Below are 16,625 nucleotides of genomic sequence, written 5' to 3'. Positions count from 1 at the left end.
CCAATGCTGCATGGCGAACAGCCATAGTCTCCTTCCACAGGCAGAAGTCCTGCAGAGGACTTCTGAGCCGGGCTATTATGTGAGCATAGCCTGCACACAAAGCGAACACCTTAAAGCCCGGCCAGCAGGTGGCGCCGTTAGGCGACGGAGGATAGGGGCGTCAGGTCTGCCAAGGAATTTTCGGACCTATCCTCAGGGCTATCGCCCAGCTCCATTCCGGTCGGGCAAACAAAAGGAAGGCCCTTTTATGGGCAGGCTAAGGGCCAACTTTGCCCGACTTGGCAATCCTATGCAGGATTGCCACCTGGGGAAGGAGCCTACGTTACGGGATGCGCCTTTGTTTATCCAGTGCCGCATGACGAACAGCCATAGCCTCCTTTCCCAGAAAGTGGGTGTCGCCGACAGGCGACGGAGGACAGGGGGGCATAGATTAGACAATAAAAATCAGAAATCAGACTGCGTTAGGTGCTAACCTTCCCATTCCCATTCACATTCACATTCCCATTGTCATTCTTTGCTATCGCTTAGAATGACGATGGGAATGTGAAGGAAAAACACACCAAGTACAGTAAGGCCCCAGAAACTAGAAGCTTAAGTATATACATCTATTAATCAAGCAACCCATTCAATTGCATAGCATTCAATATAATATATAAATAATTTTTCATAAGTAGTGACATTGCATACATTATATGCTATCATTTAAATAGAATATTTCCATTCGTTGAAAGGAGTTGACTATGAGACGAAAAATCGAATCCTTGAGCACCACATTTCTTTCTTTTTTGCGATCAGAAGCATCCGGCGGTGTCATTCTTCTGATATGCGCCATTCTGGCGGTCATCATGGCCAACTCTCCCTGGGGAAAGACCTATGAACATATCCTTCATACCCCCATAGCCATCGGATTTGGAGATTATTCCCTGAAAATGGGACTGCTCCACTGGGTGAATGACGGGCTCATGGCCATTTTCTTTTTCCTGGTAGGTTTGGAAATCAAGCGGGAATTCCTCTTCGGTGAGCTGAAGACGAAATCCGCCATGATTCTTCCGGTATGCGGCGCTTTAGGCGGCATGCTGGTGCCTGCCCTGTTCTACAGCCTTTTGAACTTCGGCTCCCCCACCGCCGGCGGCTGGGGCATCCCCATGGCCACGGACATTGCCTTTGCCCTGGGCATTATGACCATGGCAGCCAGAAGCGCGCCTCCGGGCCTCATCGTCTTCCTCACCGCCCTGGCCATTGTAGATGACCTGGGCGCCATCGTGGTGATTGCCCTCTTCTACAGCACCGACCTTGCCTGGTTTGCCCTCCTCTCCGGACTGGCTGCCCTGGCAGGCGCCTTCGTTTTAAACCGCATGAAAATCCGTTTCTTTCCGGCCTACCTTGTTCTGGGCCTCATTGCATGGTATTTCTTCCTCAAAGCAGGCATCCACCCCACTATTGCCGGCGTCATTCTGGGTTTCTCCATTCCCGCTGAAAAGAGCTGCAAAACATCCATGCTTCACCGCTGGGAAAAGAGACTTCATCCCTGGTCCGCCTACCTCATCATGCCTATCTTTGCTCTCTCCAATGCAGGCGTAGAAATCTCCCTGGCATCCCTGGACTTCTCCTCTCCCCTCCCCTGGGGCATTTTGGCCGGCCTCTTCCTTGGTAAGCCGGTGGGCATCTTCGGATCGGTCTATCTCCTTCATAAACTGGGAAATATAGACATCCCCGGAAAAGCTTCTCCCCGCGAGCTGGCAGCCACCGGCATGCTTGGCGGCATCGGTTTCACCATGTCCATTTTCATTGCCTCCATCGCCTTCACAGACCCGGCCCTCCTGAACCTGGCCAAATTCTCCATCCTCATGGCCTCCACCATTTCCGCTGCAGCAGGCACCCTGGTCTTCCTCACCACCGGCTCCAAATGCAAAGGCAAAGAAGCACTGCCCCTGTCGGATATGGAAAAAGTGTAAATTCGTTATAACGTCATAAAATCCCGACTCTCCTGAAAGAGCCGGGATTTTTGAATGCAGCGGCAGAATCATATCATCATCTACCTTATCCCTCCCATCCATGGCGGAAAGGGACTGCGTCCTAATTTAGGGAAGCACTGATTAATTCATAGAGTCTACTTTCATAAGAAATTTTATGCACTGCTTCGTCATGGGATTCCTTAAATAGCTCGCTATTCGCGTCATCCCATTCCTTGCATTGCATAAAATTTCAAGAATGAAAGCAGACACTGATTTAATCAGCGCTTCCCTAGCTTGCCTCCCCCATCTATGGGGGAGGGGGACCGCGCCAGCGGTGGAAGGGGCCCTGCTCTCCCATAGCGCAAGCACCATGGCGATGGGAGATTTCTCGACTCAGTGCTACAATTAAGAAAAAGCATTTGCCCTCATACCGACAGGCAGTTCCGCTCGAAATGACACAACGATGGGCACCATAGGGTCATTTCAAAAATTTTCAGGGAATCTTCCTTATACTTCCTTGAAAGAAATCCCTTCGGAAAGGAGGCTTTCTTCCGTAAGCACCCATTTCTTTCCTTTTACCCTATCCCCCAGCACTTCCTTGAAAAGCCGTTCTCCATAAATCACATCCGCCTTTTCCGTGAGAGTTTCCAGTTCTTTCCTGTTATGGAAACAGGTCACATGGCTGAGGCCCGGGCAGTGGTCTTCAGCCAGGGCAAGGGTTTTCCTGTACCAGGCTTCCGTTTCTTTCCGGTCCGCATAAAAAGCACGGATGACACTGCCCTTCTTCATTCCTTCTGCCATACCGGCTGTCACCACCGGGTCTCCCAGAATAAGAGCCTGCCCTTCTTCCTCTATTTCCTCATGGGAAAGGCAGATGGTATAGGGAATGCCCTGTTTTTCCTGTTCCATCACAAGAGGCAGGGCTGCCGTGGACGCAGCGGCATTGAGCATAGGCCTTACCCCCTGCCATTTATCCATGGTTTCTTCCTCCGGACAAATGACCGGCCGCCGGAAACGGGAAAGATTCTCTATGATTCTCTCTTTCCCCTTTCTGTCAATGCCGTTATAGGAGGAAGCGCCCCAGAGGAAGGTGACCGATTCTTCCTTCTCTCCTGCCTTTCCGGCCAGTACCTGCAGCGCTTCCGCCATGCCTTCGGTGCTGCTTCTCCTGCCATTGGAAGGAATATACACGGCCGGGATATGGCGGCTCTTCAATTCCTCAAGGATTTCATGGAAATCAAAGCCCAGGGCTTCGGGAATGACGGAGCTCATAAGGCAGCAGAGCTTTCCTTCACCCTTCTTTTCATAGTCTCCGGCGATTTGATCCACCAGAAGTTCCTTCCATCGGCGGGCGGCTTCCAGATTGCTGAAGCGGGACTTCTTCAAACGGAAGGAATCCACTTCCTCTTCAGCCACGGCAAAGCATTCCGTGCAGCCGCCGGCATCCACCAGAAAATTGTAAGTATCAAAAGGCTGCAGCAGATAGGCAATGCCTGCAAAGTCCGTCTGCACCGGCGGCAGCTCCCGTCCCGATGGGGAGAACCGCTTTCCCCGGTCCGGAATAGCTTCCAGCACTTCAGGCAGGTATGCAAAGGGATTTCTTTCCGGCGATACCAGGGCACCCCGCCAGAGCACCTCCACCGGAATTCCCGTCCTTTCGGATATGGAATGAATGACCGGTCCGAAGTCTTTTCCATAAATCTTTTCCAGACAGGACGTATAAATCACCACGCCGCCAATCCCCTGCAAAGCAGTTAGCGCTTCCAGCTTTCGGGCCAGCTTTTCCTCCCACCGGCCATTGGTATAATCCTCCAGCTCAAATTCACAGGTAAAATACCGATTGAGTTCGCCAAAAGGTGCAATAGCCAGATACACCCCCCGCAGACAGGCTGCCAAACCGATGGCCAGAAGGGCCAGGTCCTTCCTATCCAGAATCTTATTGGGAATCACCGCCACCGGCCCCTTGCTCTTCCGATGAACCGCCGGCTGTACCATGCAGGTTTCCGGCTGTACTTTTTCTTCTGTCATTTCAGTCCTCCTTTACACTCTTCTCACTGTAAAGGAAACAGGAGAAAATGACAAATTGGAAGATTCGATGGTTTTATTCAAGAAGATTGAACAAAAGGGGCAGTGAGAAATGTAAATCATTTTTCACTGCCTCTTTTTGCATTGTCTATTAGGGAAGCGCTGATTAAATCGTTATCGGATTTCATTCTTGTATTTTTATTCAATACGAGGAATAAGTCGACGAGAATAGCGAGCTATTTAAGGAGGCTTATGACGAAGTATTGAATAAAAATACTTATGAAATTCGATTCTGCGAATTAATCAGTACTTCCTTAGCCTTTAGAAATCAAAGGACGCAGAAATCACATAAGTTCTTGGCATATCAAGCATGAGTTTGCTTCCCTGCCCCGGCTGGAGTACCCAGTGGTCTTTATTGAATACGTTGTAGCAGGAAGCATTCCAGGTCACCGGTATACGGCCCATATGGCTCTTATAGCTGAAGAGAATATCAAAGGTGGTATACGAAGGAACCCGAAGCTCTTTTCTATTGTCTCCTGTAATCACGCCGTGGCCTGTATAATTGAGCCTGCCCATAATGGACATATCCTCATTGGGATGATAAGCAAGGCCAGCCACCGTGCTCCATTTAGCAGAGCTGTCGGTGGGCATGCCATCCTTCAAGCCTCCTTCCGTTTCCTGCTGACGGGCATGGAGGTATTCAAATCCTCCAAGGATTGTCCATTTGGGAGCCAGTTTACCGTCCACTGTGAAATCAATGCCTTTGTACCGATTTTTCCCGTTCATTTCATAATAAATACCATCGGTTTTATTCACATCAATGGCATTGGGCTGTTCCATATCAAAGTAAGCCAGTGTCGCCAATGCATCCTTCCATTTATACTTGAAACCGATTTCCTTCTGTGTAAGTTCCACCGGCTTCAGCCTTTCTCCTTCATTCACATAGCCGTCGTCTACAATCTGCCCTCTGGTTACGGCCTTAGAATAGGAACCATAAACAGTGAAACGGTCATTGGCAGCGTAGGAAGCGCCGAAGGTAGGAGACCAGTGGTCATCCTTTATGTTGTCAGAAGAACTGGCGCCTCTGTAATTGCCGTGACGCCTGTTGGCTGCCAGAAGAATATTCCATTTCCCCGATTTAATATCGTCCGTCAGATTGAGACCTGTGTCCATTTCCTGATACATGAAGGTATTTCCAAGTGTATTGGAAATGTCATAGTTGTACATGCTGGGTCTGTAGAAAATACCGGTATATATATTTCCATAAGCATGCGCTCCGGCCTTGTCTTTTCTCTTTGCATTGTAATGCTTCCGCCAGCTGCGGTCCACAGAAAGGGTAAAGGTATGCTCAAGGGCTCCGGTGTTAAAGAATGCTTTCAGCCCTGCCTGGCCGTACTTGTTTTCCATGAGGAAATGCTGGGACCACAGAGATGCACCCTTCAGATTTCCATACTGGTCAATCGGTATCTGGCTCCAATAGATGAAGCGGCGGATGGTTGTTTCATTCATGCCGGCATTGAGGAACCAGCTGAAATGGTCGTTGATTTTCTGTTCATGATTTAACGTCATAAGCCAGCCGTAATCAAACTGGTGCATAAAGTGCGGGTCATCATAGCTCTTATTGGCATCCGGCGCAGAAGGAATGCGGTCTCCCTTCGTATCTATCAGGAACCTTCTTTCTGCACCCCACAGACGGTCATCAAAGGATCCTACAAAGAAATTGGTATCGCTCTTTTCATTTTTATGCTCAATATCTACGAAAATATCCCGCCTTTTGCGGCTGGATCCGGTAATAGACATGCCGCCTTTATCATACTGCCCATAGACCCGGACGCCCCAGCTGCCATCTTTCCCAAGGCCGGTTCTGCTCACGTCTATATTTTCACCCCAGTCACCATAGCCGCTGTATGATTCGGTAAAACGGTTCAGGTTCACATCCGGCCTCTTGGTATACATGAAAACAGATACAGGCTGACCTCCATCAGGCCCGTTATAGGACTGTACAGAACCGGTCAGCGTTGCCGCCGGCCCCACTAATACGTCCATCCGGCCGATATAATTAGTCATGGGACCGGATGCCATAATAAAGAACCCCGGTACATTGTTCAAATACATGGCGGAGCCATTGGCAAGCATGCCGCGGACGGAGAAATCTGTTTTAATAGGGCTTGTCCCTATCCGAACAGAAGGCACATTGGCCAGCACTTCCTGCACCGAACCATTGGGCGGAGCAAACTGGTCCACTGCCTTCTGGGTAAAGCTGGCTGCTGTATAAGGGACCTTCATTACATCCTTATCCCCAAGAATGCCCACATGGGTTTCATCTCTCTCATAATTCCCCGGCAGCCAGTGACTTTCTTCTTCTTTACTAACAGATGTATCCACTCTGTATCGACTCCCATTCACTGTAATGGGGTTCAAATCATAAACCTGGGCCTCCACTGAGCTTCCCAGCCCCCATAAGCAGGCTGTAATAAACATGGATAATAATGCCCTTTTCCTGTTAATCATTTTTAACCTCCCCAACCGATTCAAAACCATTCCATTAAAGTTCTATTCACTTTAATTTTATAATTATTATTGTAGTATTAAATTAATAGTACGACAATTTTAAATAAATGAAATGAACATTCAAATTTTATGAATATTCCATTTGGTTATCTGAATTTATTTTGAACAATGGACTTATGTTTCAAAGTAATAAAAAGCTGTGAAAAAATGTTTATCATTTCTTCACAGTCCATTTTTCCTTGCCTTTATACCATAAAAAATGTGCAAAATAAGGATACACCACCTGCCTCCACGTCATCCCGAGCGGAGCTGAACCTGCTCAGAATTGACATAAGGAGCATCTGGTGTCTGATTTCCAGCCTTATTAGAAAATTCGAATAATTTCTTTCATATTCCCTCTTCTACTCCGCTATGCAGATATTCCTTCCCACCAGCGGTTCATAGACCAGGTGGATTTTCACGTGATAGATTTTTTCCAGAATCTCTTCCGTAATAACATCGCCGGCTTTCCCTACCACCAGTCTGTTGTCGCAGAAAACGCCCACCTGGCTGCCAAGATAAATGGCATGGTCCGGCATGTGGGTGGTCAGGATGACGGCGATTCCTTTTTCCGCCAGCTTTTCAATCATCTTGACCACCCGGTACTGGTTGCCGTAGTCCAGGTGGTTGGTAGGTTCGTCCATGATAATCATTTCCGGCTGCTGGATAATGGCTCTTGCGATGACAGCCTGGCGCTGCTGGCCGCCGGAAAGGGTGTTGAAGGAATGATTTCTGATTTCATAAATCCCCATTTCATTCATCACTTCATCACAGAGCTCATAGTCTTTGGCCGACGGTTTCCTGAAAAGCCCCAGATGGGGAGCCCTGCCCATGATAATATAGTCCCTTACGGTGAAAGAATAGGCGGTGTCCTGCATCTGCGGTACATAGCCGATTTTCCTTGTATATTCATCGGCATCATTTCGGGCATCCAGCCTTCGGCTTCCGTCTTCTATATAAATCTGCCCTGTTTCCGGTTTAAGAATGCCTATGAGGCAGCGAAGAAGGGTAGATTTCCCACAGCCGTTGGAGCCCAGAAGGGAAAATATTTCTCCCGGTCTGACGGTAAAGGAAACTTTTTTCCAGAGATAATAGGTTCCGTCATAGGTATAGGATAGATTTTCCGCAGTCAGTTTCATGATAAGGACAACCTCTGTTTCACAAGAAGGAAGAAATAGAAAGGTGCGCCGATAAGGCCTGTCAGTATGCTCAGGGGGATTTCTGATGTCATGGCAGCCCTTGACAGGGTGTCAATGACCAATAGGAAGAGGGCGCCAAGGAGGGCGGAAACCGGGAGCATTCTCTGGTTATTCGGTCCCACGATGAGGCGGGAGAAATGAGGAATCACCAGTCCCACCCAGCCGATGGTGCCGGACACACAGACGGAGCAGGCGGTCATGACAGTGGCGCAGAAAATGACGGCATACCGGAGCCAGCCGGAGCTTGAGGAAAGCATATGGGCCTCTTCTTCTGACAGGGTAAGGATATTCATCCGCCAGCGGATGAGCATCATGAAGATAATGCACAATGCGATGGGAATGCCGCTGTAGATAATATTTGTCCATACCACATTGGTCAGTGAGCCCAGCTGCCAGTAGGTAATAGCAGGAAGCTGGGTATCCGTGTCGGCCAGGTATTTAATAATGCCGATGAAGGAATTCATGAGCCCGCCTACAATAATGCCTGCCAGCACCAGCATGACGATGGAATTCTTACCGATAATCCGGGGTATGGACACGGCACAGGCCACAGCCAGAATACCGCCGGCAAAAGCACCTATCTGGATGCCCGCCTGGGAAATTCCAAGAAGGATGGCCAGAGATGCGCCTACACAGGCACCGGAAGACACGCCCAGCATATCCGGCGCCACCAGGGGATTTTTAAAAACACTCTGGTAGGACGCTCCGGAAAGGGCAAGAGCCGCTCCAATCATCACCGCCGCCAGCACCCGGGGAAGCCGGAGCGTGTAAATAACGCTGGCTGCCTGGGCCGGCCAGGTCTCTTCCAACGGGTGGATACCGTTTACCAGGATACGGACCACCTGCCCCGGTTCTATATAATACCTTCCCCAGCTGATACTGACTACAGACATAACTGCCAGAAGAAAAATAAGGATAAGAAATACCGCCGCATAGCCGCCGCCGGTCAGGCTGTTCCATTTCTTCATGCCTGCCTCCTCAGTCCAGCGGTTTGCTGTTCTTATTGGCTTCATCCGCAAAAATGAGGGCCAGGTCATCATCGGAAACATCAAGGTTCAGGAAATTCTTATAGAATGTCTTTGTTTCCTCTCTCATATGGATATCTTTGAAGATTTCCGGATGGAGGGTATGGGCAATCCATTTCATCATCAGCGGCGTTTCCACCCCCGGTGCATCCCAGCGGTAAAGCCCCATGGGCACCTTGTACACCCGATGGTTCTTCACTGCCTTCACAGTGGACCAGTCCTGTCCGGCAATCCGATTCTCATAGAGATCATCCGGTACGAATTTATCGAAGTTGGAAAGGAAAATAATATCCGGATCCATCCGGTACACCTCTTCCATGGGGATTTTCTTGTTGTTGGAATCCAGGGCTGCCTGCTCGATGGGATTATAGGCGCCTCCCATTTCCAGAGCCTGGTGCATGAAATTGTCATTTCCCTGAAGCCTCAGCTTCGACGTGCGGAGAAAAAGCACCGTAGGCTTGTCGGAAGCATCTACCTCCGCCTTATGGGCATTGATATCATTGTATGCATTATCGTAATAGGCATTCAGTTCCTGCGCTTTATCCTTCTTTCCCAAAACATCCCCAACAATAAGGAAACTCTTCTTCAGATTTTCCATATTATCGTTGTAAATCATAACCGGTGCAATGCCCAGCTGTTTCAATTTCTCCGCATCCTTTTCCTGGTACTGCCAGAGGATGCACGCATCAACGCCTGCATTCACCAGGCTTTCCGCATTGACGGAGAAATCGGAACCGATCATCTTTGTATCCGCCGTGCCGAAATGCTTATCCAGCCGTTCAAAGAGATGGCCTTTGTAAGCACTCATGGCAGAAGGATGGACGGCAGCAATACGTTCTGAACTGCCTCCGTCAAGAACATAGACAATAGATGCCCAGGGAATGGGGGTAATGGCGATTTTACTCACCTTCTCCGGCAGGGTCACCTGGTTTCCCTTAATATCCGTAATGGTCCTTGTGGAGGAAGCGGGCTTTGCTTTCTGGTTTCCACTGCCGCATCCGGAAATTCCTGCCGCCAACCCCACAAGGGCAGCTGCCGCAAGTACTGCCAATACCTTCTTTTTCCAATTCTTCATTTTCCCTTACTCCTCTCAGTAGAAATCACAAATTCTGAAGTTCTTCCCATAACGCATGGCCCATGACACCGCTGCCCGGCTTCACTGCCTTCCGGCCGGACAAAGCGCCCCAGGGAAATGGAATGAAATGCTTTCCCGGAAAGAAAGGCAAAAGCAGCGGATCCGCCACAATGACATCAGTCTCATCTCCCAGTTTTTTCAGGTCCTCATCCCTTTTAAAGCAGGTCACCCATTCCATTCCCGGCGCTTGTTCATACAGAGACCGGTCCTCGCCGGACCACTCATAGGCCCCCAGTACCAGGTGGGAAAAGCCCTCATGCCACAATGCATGGGCCGCTGCCATGGTGTGGACCGGGTCTCCTATGATGAGCACCTTTTCCTTTCTTGTATGGGGAAGGTCCATGTTATGTATTTTAAGGACCGCCCTGCCCTTTCCTGCAGAAACCAGATTTCTCACATGCTTCTGCCACATGGAAAAAGCGTGGCCTCCTACGGGGCAGGAAATCAGCACCGGTATGCCATACCGCTTTTTATACACCTCTGCCGCCGGAAGGCCGGCAGAAGACACCACCCACACAAGAGAGGGCCTCCCGGTCAATTCCTCCTGCCCGGAGAAGAGAGGCGTCAGCCCTTCCTCTCTCAGGAAATGGAGACATCCATCATACTGGTGGATATCACCGCAGAGAAGGGGACTGTATCCCAGGATGAGCACCGTCTTTTTCTCCCCGGTTTGGGAAAAAGAAGACTCTTCCGCCCATTTCCTTTCCGCCTCACTGACGCCCCAGAGGATATCGTGGAAGCCGTCTGCCTTAAAGAACATCCCCTTCTTCTTTGTTTCCTTCTCAATGGCTTCTACTGCCGCCTGTCTGTCCATGCCTATAAAAGAAGGTACCGCAGAACCGATAAGGGCAAAGCGGCGTATATTCGAATCATTCAGGAGTTCAGCCGTCTGCTTCTCTGTGGTCTCCTCCATACCGAAAACATAATCCTTCTCTTCCGTTTTCGTGTAGTATACCTGCTTTTGGTCTGCCATCATGTCCATATGGACCATGGAGCTTCGGCACCCTGCCGGCGTTACAAGGATATTGGCGCAGTTCCTGAACCGCAGCCAGTCTGAAATTCCTGCACAGTCCGCCACCGGCGGAGGAAGAAGCGGCGGCGATTCCAGCGGTCCTCCTTCATCGGGAGGAAGATGCTTCACAAAATCCTCCGCCTTTTCATATTCCTTTTCTGCCTTTCCCAAAGGGCCCCGGAAAAAACAGCGCACCACCTTCCCCGTCTCTCGGGAAAGGCTTTCCTCCAGATTTTTAAAATCCATGCGTATCAGGATATCGGGACAGGAAAGGTAGAAAATAATCACACGTACACCCTTCCTTTGGGAAACAGAACGAATTTCTTCCCGTATCCGTTCTTCCGCCGTCCCCAGCACATACTCCTCTTCCGTAAGCGGCACATAGGAAATCCGATTGAGCTTGTCCCTTTCTACCGCCAGCACATAGGCCTCCCGGATGCAGGGAATGGAACCGCCGCATACCAGCACCGTATCATTTCTTTTCCAGAATTCCGCCATGGGGAATCCCTTTTCCGTTACCTCTTCCGTTTCAATGGCAAGCATAGAATGAACCTCTTATTAATATATAATAGTTTAATACAACTGCTCTATTAAGTCTATATGAATTTTTCAAAGAGTTCAAATAGAATATCATGAACCGTTCCTTCGAAATCATTGAATAAAAAAGCCGGCAGCCGGAAATTTCCGGCTGCTGGCCTGTTCCTGTTTTATTTTATTTTTCCTGATTCAATACTTCACAGATTAATTTCATGGCAGGACTCATCCACTTGCTCTCTCGATAACCGAAGAACCCTTCAATAGGCGGGAAAGAATGATCTGTCTCCAGCTCCTCCAGTTCTCCCCGCTCCAGTTCCGCCTGCACCACAAACTCCGGAAGGAAACAGATGCCCACATCATTTACCGCCAGATTCTTGATGGTCTGTGTACTCCTAAGCTCTATCCGATTGCCGAGAGAAATATTTTTCTTCTTCATATACCCGTCAAACATACGGCGCAGGGACCCCTTCGGCGGCTGTACAATGGCGGAAAGAAGAGGATAATGCTGGTCGGCAGTGACAAAATCATTGTACTTCTGCCTCACTGCCGAAGACGCATAAAAGCTCAAGGGAAAACTTCCAAGCCTCTTCCTGGCCACCCCCAGGGCCGGGCCATAGTCAGGCGTATCATAAAAAAGGCCGATATCAATATCATCATTCTTCAAAGCAGAAAGGGTATTCCCGCTGTTCATGGACTGCAGAAGCAGATGCACATGGGGCGCCCGGGCATGGAACTCCTTGAGCCGGAAGGGCAGATAAAAACAGAGCAGCGACTCCGGCGCTCCGATGCGCAGATCCCCGGTACACTCCGTCAAATCCGTCTGGAAATTACTCATCTTATTTACAGACTGGATGACCTCCTCCACATAGGGCACCAGCTCCTCCCCCGCCTTCGTCAGCACCATGCGCCGCCCCACCTTCTCAAACAGCTTCACATGAAGATCCTTCTCCAGCTGCCCGATATGGAAGGTAATGGTAGACTGCGTATAATTCAGCCGCCTGGCCGCCTTGGAAAAACTGCCCTCATCCACAATGGCCTTAAACGTATTCAATATCTTTAAATCCATAATGCCCCTTTTCCGCACTGCCAACAAGAAATCATCTATACTTTCTTTTATTATAATAGAAAAATAAGAAATAACAAATAGGAAGCTAGGGAAGGGTAGTGGGCTAGTGGGACAGTGGGACAGTGGGATAGTAAGAAAGTGGGACAGTGAGCTGGTGGGCGGTTTTCCTATGGAGACGCAGCAGCGCCATGATGTGCTGTCATTTCGAGCGCAGCGAAGGAGAGCCCTGAAATCTCCCTGCTCCGTTGGCTGTTGTCCAGTCCGGCGCCCTTTCATTCCATTTTCCTAAGAAATATGACTATGCAAAAAAGGACGGAGGAAATTTCCTTCGTCCTTTGCATCATATTCTTATTTCAGCAGGTTGCCGTCTTCGAAGTAGTTGATTCTCATGGCTCTTCTGACTTTCTGGAGAGTACCGTCGGCTTTGGCTGCTGCTTTTTCTGTGCCGGCCTTAAGGATATCCACCACATCGTCCAGGTGCTGATCCCAGTACTGGCGGCGTTCACGGATAGGTGCCAGTTCTGCCTGCATCACGTTGTTGAGGAAGCGTTTGACTTTGACATCTCCCAGGCCGCCTCTGATATAGTGGGCTTTCATTTCGTCCAGATTTTTGTATTCCGGCAGGAATTCGGCGAAGTATTCATCCTTGCAGAAGGCATCCAGGTAGGTGAAGACAGGGTTGCCTTCCACGTGGCCGGGATCGTCTCTTCTAAGATGGGTGGGGTCGGTGAACATGGACATGACTTTCTTTTCAATGTCTTCCGGTTTTTCGCAGAGATAAATACAGTTACCGATGGACTTACTCATTTTGGCTTTGCCGTCAATGCCGGGAAGACGGAGGCTGGCCTTATTAGAAGCAAGAACGATTTCCGGTTCTACCAGTGTTTCGCCGTAGATATCATTGAATTTGCGGACGATTTCCCTGGTCTGTTCCAGCATAGGTTCCTGGTCTTCCCCTACGGGCACGGTGGTGGCGTCGAAGGCGGTGATGTCAGCAGCCTGGCTGACAGGATAGCAGAGGAAACCGGCAGGAATGCTGGCTTCAAAATGTTTCTGCTGGATTTCTGCTTTTACGGTTGGGTTTCTTTCCAGCCGGGAAACGGTGACCAGGTTCATGTAGTACATGGTCAGTTCCGGAAGCGCCGGTACCAGGGACTGGATGAAGATATTGGATTTATCGGGATCAATGCCTACAGAGAGGTAGTCCAGGGCTACCTGGAGCACATTCTTCCTTACTTTTTCAGGGTTGTCTGCATTGTCTGTGAGGGCCTGAGCATCGGCGATTTCAATGTAGACTTCGTCAAACTGACCGGAATTCTGGAGAGCGACTCTTTCCCGAAGGGATCCTACATAGTGGCCTACGTGAAGGTGTCCGGTGGGACGGTCGCCGGTTAAAATAATTTTTTTCATATAACACAACTCCTATCAATGAATGCATACTGTATTTATTTTATGCCTCACGGCAGGTTTTCGCAACCGATAAAAAAGCACAGGCAGAATGCCTGTGCCGGGTGTTTTATTCTACAGTAACCGATTTAGCCAGGTTCCGCGGCTTATCCACGTCGTTTCCTCTCTTTACGCTGGTGTAGTAGGCGAGAAGCTGCATGGGAATAACGGAAAGAATGGGAGCAATAAAGAAGTCCACTCTGGGGATACGGACGGTTTCGGTGGTATACTTGCCCAGTTCCTTGTCATCATCGTAGCCGATGCCAAGGACTTCAGCGCCCCGGGCTTTGACTTCCTGGATGTTGCTGTACATCTTGGAGCTGACAGAGTCCTGGGTAGCCACAGCAATAACCGGGGTGTCCGGTGTGATGAGTGCCAGGGTGCCGTGCTTGAGTTCGCCGGCTGCATAGGCTTCTGCATGAATGTAGGATACTTCTTTCAGTTTCAGTGCCCCTTCCATGGCAATGGCATAATCGATGGAACGGCCCAGATAGAAGATATCGCTGGCCTTGATAAGGCGGTCTGCCACTTCTGCCATATGGTCCTTTTCTTCCAGTACCTTTTCAATCTGTTTTGGCAGGTCTCTGAGTCCATCGGTGATTTTATGGATGAGATCCATGGAAATGGTGCCTCTGAGCTGTGCCATGTAAAGGGAAAGGAGCAGGAGTGCCACCAGCTGAGTAGTATAGGCTTTGGTGGAAGCTACAGCAATTTCCGGCCCTGCCAGGGTATAGACTACATTATCCGCTTCCCGGGCAATGGAGGAGCCGATGGAGTTGGTAACAGCCAGACTCTTGGCCCCATGCTTCTTGGCTTCCTTCAGCGCTTCCAGAGTATCGATGGTTTCGCCGGACTGGCTTACCACGATGCAGAGGGTATGGCTGGTGGTAAGAGGCTTGCTGTAACGGTATTCGGAAGCGATTTCTACAGCCACCGGAATCTTTACAAACCGTTCGATATAGTGTTTTGCCACCAGTCCTGCATGATAGGCAGTACCGCAGGCGGTGATAAGGATATTGTCGATATTGTCGAAGCATTCCTTTGTCCAGCCCAGGTCCGGGAAAGCAACAGAGCCGTCTTTGTTCAGATGAATCTGCACTGTATCGCGGACAGCTTTAGGCTGTTCAAAGATTTCTTTCAGCATGAAATGGGGATAACCGCCTTTTTCTGCCGCTTCTGCAGTCCAGGTCACCTTCTGAACCTTCTTTTCCACAGGTTTGCCATCCCTGTCATAGACAGCCACGCTGTCTTTCTTTACCACTGCCACTTCTTCATCATCCAGAATGTAGATATCCCGGGTATGATTGATGACAGCAGGAATGTCGGAGGCAATGAAGTTTTCCCCTTTGCCCAGGCCGATAATGAGGGGATTGTTCTTTTTGGTGCAGATAATGGTATCCGGATCTGCATCATCCATAATTACAAGACTGTAGGAGCCTTCAATAATGGCAAGCATTTTGCGGACAGTGGATAGAAAATCACCGTCATCCAGTTCTTCCAACAGATGAGCTACGATTTCTGTATCTGTTTCAGACTTGAAAACATGGCCTTTATCCATCAGTTTTTTCTTCAGAGTCAGGTAGTTTTCAATAATGCCGTTATGCACTACCACGAAATGATTGTGGCAGTCGCCATGGGGATGGGCATTCCTGTCAGAAGGTTTGCCATGGGTGGCCCAGCGGGTGTGGCCAATGCCGATATGTCCGTGAAGCGGATGCTCTTTCAGTACATTTTCCAAATTCACCAGGCGGCCCTGTTTCTTTTCGATGTTGATTTTTCCATTTTCATAGACAGCAATGCCTGCTGAGTCATATCCTCTGTATTCCAGGCGGCGAAGTCCGTCAATCAGAAACTCCGTGGCATTTCCACTGCCTACATAACCTACGATACCGCACATAAATGGTATTCCTCCTTGTATTCTTATCTGTATTGATAGAGTAAACTGTTATTCATAACTCAAAGCCCCATAAGGGTTATACATACGTTTTATATTATAACACATCAGGGCTGTTTTTGAAATTGAACAGGAAAGAGGCACCGGGATGGATTCCGGCGCCTCTGCCAATGTATTTTATCTTATTTTACATCTGTTGAATCACAGATTCAATACTTTGAACATCCTGCATATTGGCAATCCCTTCCACTGCTGCCGCCACGCCAATGGCCATGAGGGCAATAAGGAAAACCACCAGCAGCACATAGGGGGTCAGGGCAATGAGGAAAGATTTCCCCGGACGGAAACGGTAGTTTTCTCCAATGGCCGTCACATCCAGGTAGAAGGACCAGATGAAAACCACAAAACTGCCGATACCGGAAAGAACATCCGCCCCCATGACTGAAAGGAAAGTGAAAAATACGGAAAAAGCCATGGGCAGAGAAGCAGCCATGAACCCGGCTGTAATGCCCCGGGCAGTGCCCATACCGCCCCAGAAACCGGAAATATAGTCAATGACAGCACTGTGCACCAGAAGGGCTGCTCCCATGCAGAGAACCAGCATAAGGAACTGCACCACCAGCCCCGGCCCCTCCTGGAAAAGAGAAAGGGAAAGAAGGAAGACTACAAAGATCCATAAAATAAATCCTTCCTTCAATTTCTCCTCATTGGTGATTTCCCGCAGCGCCTGCCGGGGTGAAATGATGACAGCCATGGCCAGATCAAGTAAATGGTTCATACA

At 49.3% G+C, this 16,625-nt stretch carries 11 protein-coding genes; 1 reads left to right on the top strand and 10 read right to left on the bottom strand.

Features of this window, described 5'->3' with window-relative positions; all coding sequences use genetic code 11:
- Positions 1 to 740 precede the first annotated feature (740 nt).
- Positions 741 to 1,955, top strand: a complete 1,215-nt coding sequence (gene nhaA, locus Q0482_RS04490; protein ID WP_299143905.1) for a Na+/H+ antiporter NhaA — start codon at positions 741 to 743, stop codon at positions 1,953 to 1,955.
- Positions 1,956 to 2,462: 507 nt separating this feature from the next.
- Here nhaA and Q0482_RS04485 read toward each other — a convergent pair.
- From Q0482_RS04485 to Q0482_RS04440, 10 genes are all read right to left on the bottom strand, one after another.
- Positions 2,463 to 3,983 (bottom strand): hypothetical protein, encoded by a 1,521-nt coding sequence (locus tag Q0482_RS04485; RefSeq protein ID WP_299143902.1) that lies wholly within the window; start codon positions 3,981 to 3,983, stop codon positions 2,463 to 2,465.
- Positions 3,984 to 4,301: 318 nt separating this feature from the next.
- Complete coding sequence (locus Q0482_RS04480) at positions 4,302 to 6,491, bottom strand: TonB-dependent receptor (protein WP_299143899.1); 2,190 nt, start codon at positions 6,489 to 6,491, stop codon at positions 4,302 to 4,304.
- Between the two features lie 401 nt (positions 6,492 to 6,892).
- Positions 6,893 to 7,669 (bottom strand): ABC transporter ATP-binding protein, encoded by a 777-nt coding sequence (locus tag Q0482_RS04475; protein WP_299143896.1) that lies wholly within the window; start codon positions 7,667 to 7,669, stop codon positions 6,893 to 6,895.
- The gene (locus tag Q0482_RS04470) at positions 7,666 to 8,697 is read right to left on the bottom strand and encodes an iron ABC transporter permease (protein WP_299143893.1); all 1,032 of its coding nucleotides are present in this window, start codon (positions 8,695 to 8,697) and stop codon (positions 7,666 to 7,668) included. The genes Q0482_RS04475 and Q0482_RS04470 overlap by 4 nt, the downstream gene beginning before the upstream one ends.
- 10 nt (positions 8,698 to 8,707) lie before the next feature.
- Complete coding sequence (locus tag Q0482_RS04465) at positions 8,708 to 9,829, bottom strand: ABC transporter substrate-binding protein (protein ID WP_299143890.1); 1,122 nt, start codon at positions 9,827 to 9,829, stop codon at positions 8,708 to 8,710.
- A gap of 25 nt (positions 9,830 to 9,854) precedes the next feature.
- Positions 9,855 to 11,444, bottom strand: a complete 1,590-nt coding sequence (locus Q0482_RS04460) for a nitrogenase component 1 (protein WP_299143887.1) — start codon at positions 11,442 to 11,444, stop codon at positions 9,855 to 9,857.
- A 169-nt stretch (positions 11,445 to 11,613) separates the two neighbouring features.
- Complete coding sequence (locus Q0482_RS04455; RefSeq protein ID WP_299143884.1) at positions 11,614 to 12,504, bottom strand: LysR family transcriptional regulator; 891 nt, start codon at positions 12,502 to 12,504, stop codon at positions 11,614 to 11,616.
- Between the two features lie 348 nt (positions 12,505 to 12,852).
- The gene (gene trpS / locus Q0482_RS04450) at positions 12,853 to 13,914 is read right to left on the bottom strand and encodes a tryptophan--tRNA ligase (protein WP_299143881.1); all 1,062 of its coding nucleotides are present in this window, start codon (positions 13,912 to 13,914) and stop codon (positions 12,853 to 12,855) included.
- Between the two features lie 106 nt (positions 13,915 to 14,020).
- Positions 14,021 to 15,847 (bottom strand): glutamine--fructose-6-phosphate transaminase (isomerizing), encoded by a 1,827-nt coding sequence (glmS, locus tag Q0482_RS04445; RefSeq protein ID WP_299143878.1) that lies wholly within the window; start codon positions 15,845 to 15,847, stop codon positions 14,021 to 14,023.
- A gap of 184 nt (positions 15,848 to 16,031) precedes the next feature.
- Positions 16,032 to 16,622, bottom strand: a complete 591-nt coding sequence (locus Q0482_RS04440) for a YIP1 family protein (protein ID WP_299143875.1) — start codon at positions 16,620 to 16,622, stop codon at positions 16,032 to 16,034.
- Positions 16,623 to 16,625: the final 3 nt, after the last annotated feature.

It is taken from the genome of uncultured Dialister sp. (genome assembly GCF_937959425.1).
GTDB lineage: Bacteria > Bacillota > Negativicutes > Veillonellales > Dialisteraceae > Dialister.
This window is presented reverse-complemented; position numbering and strand designations above follow the sequence as displayed.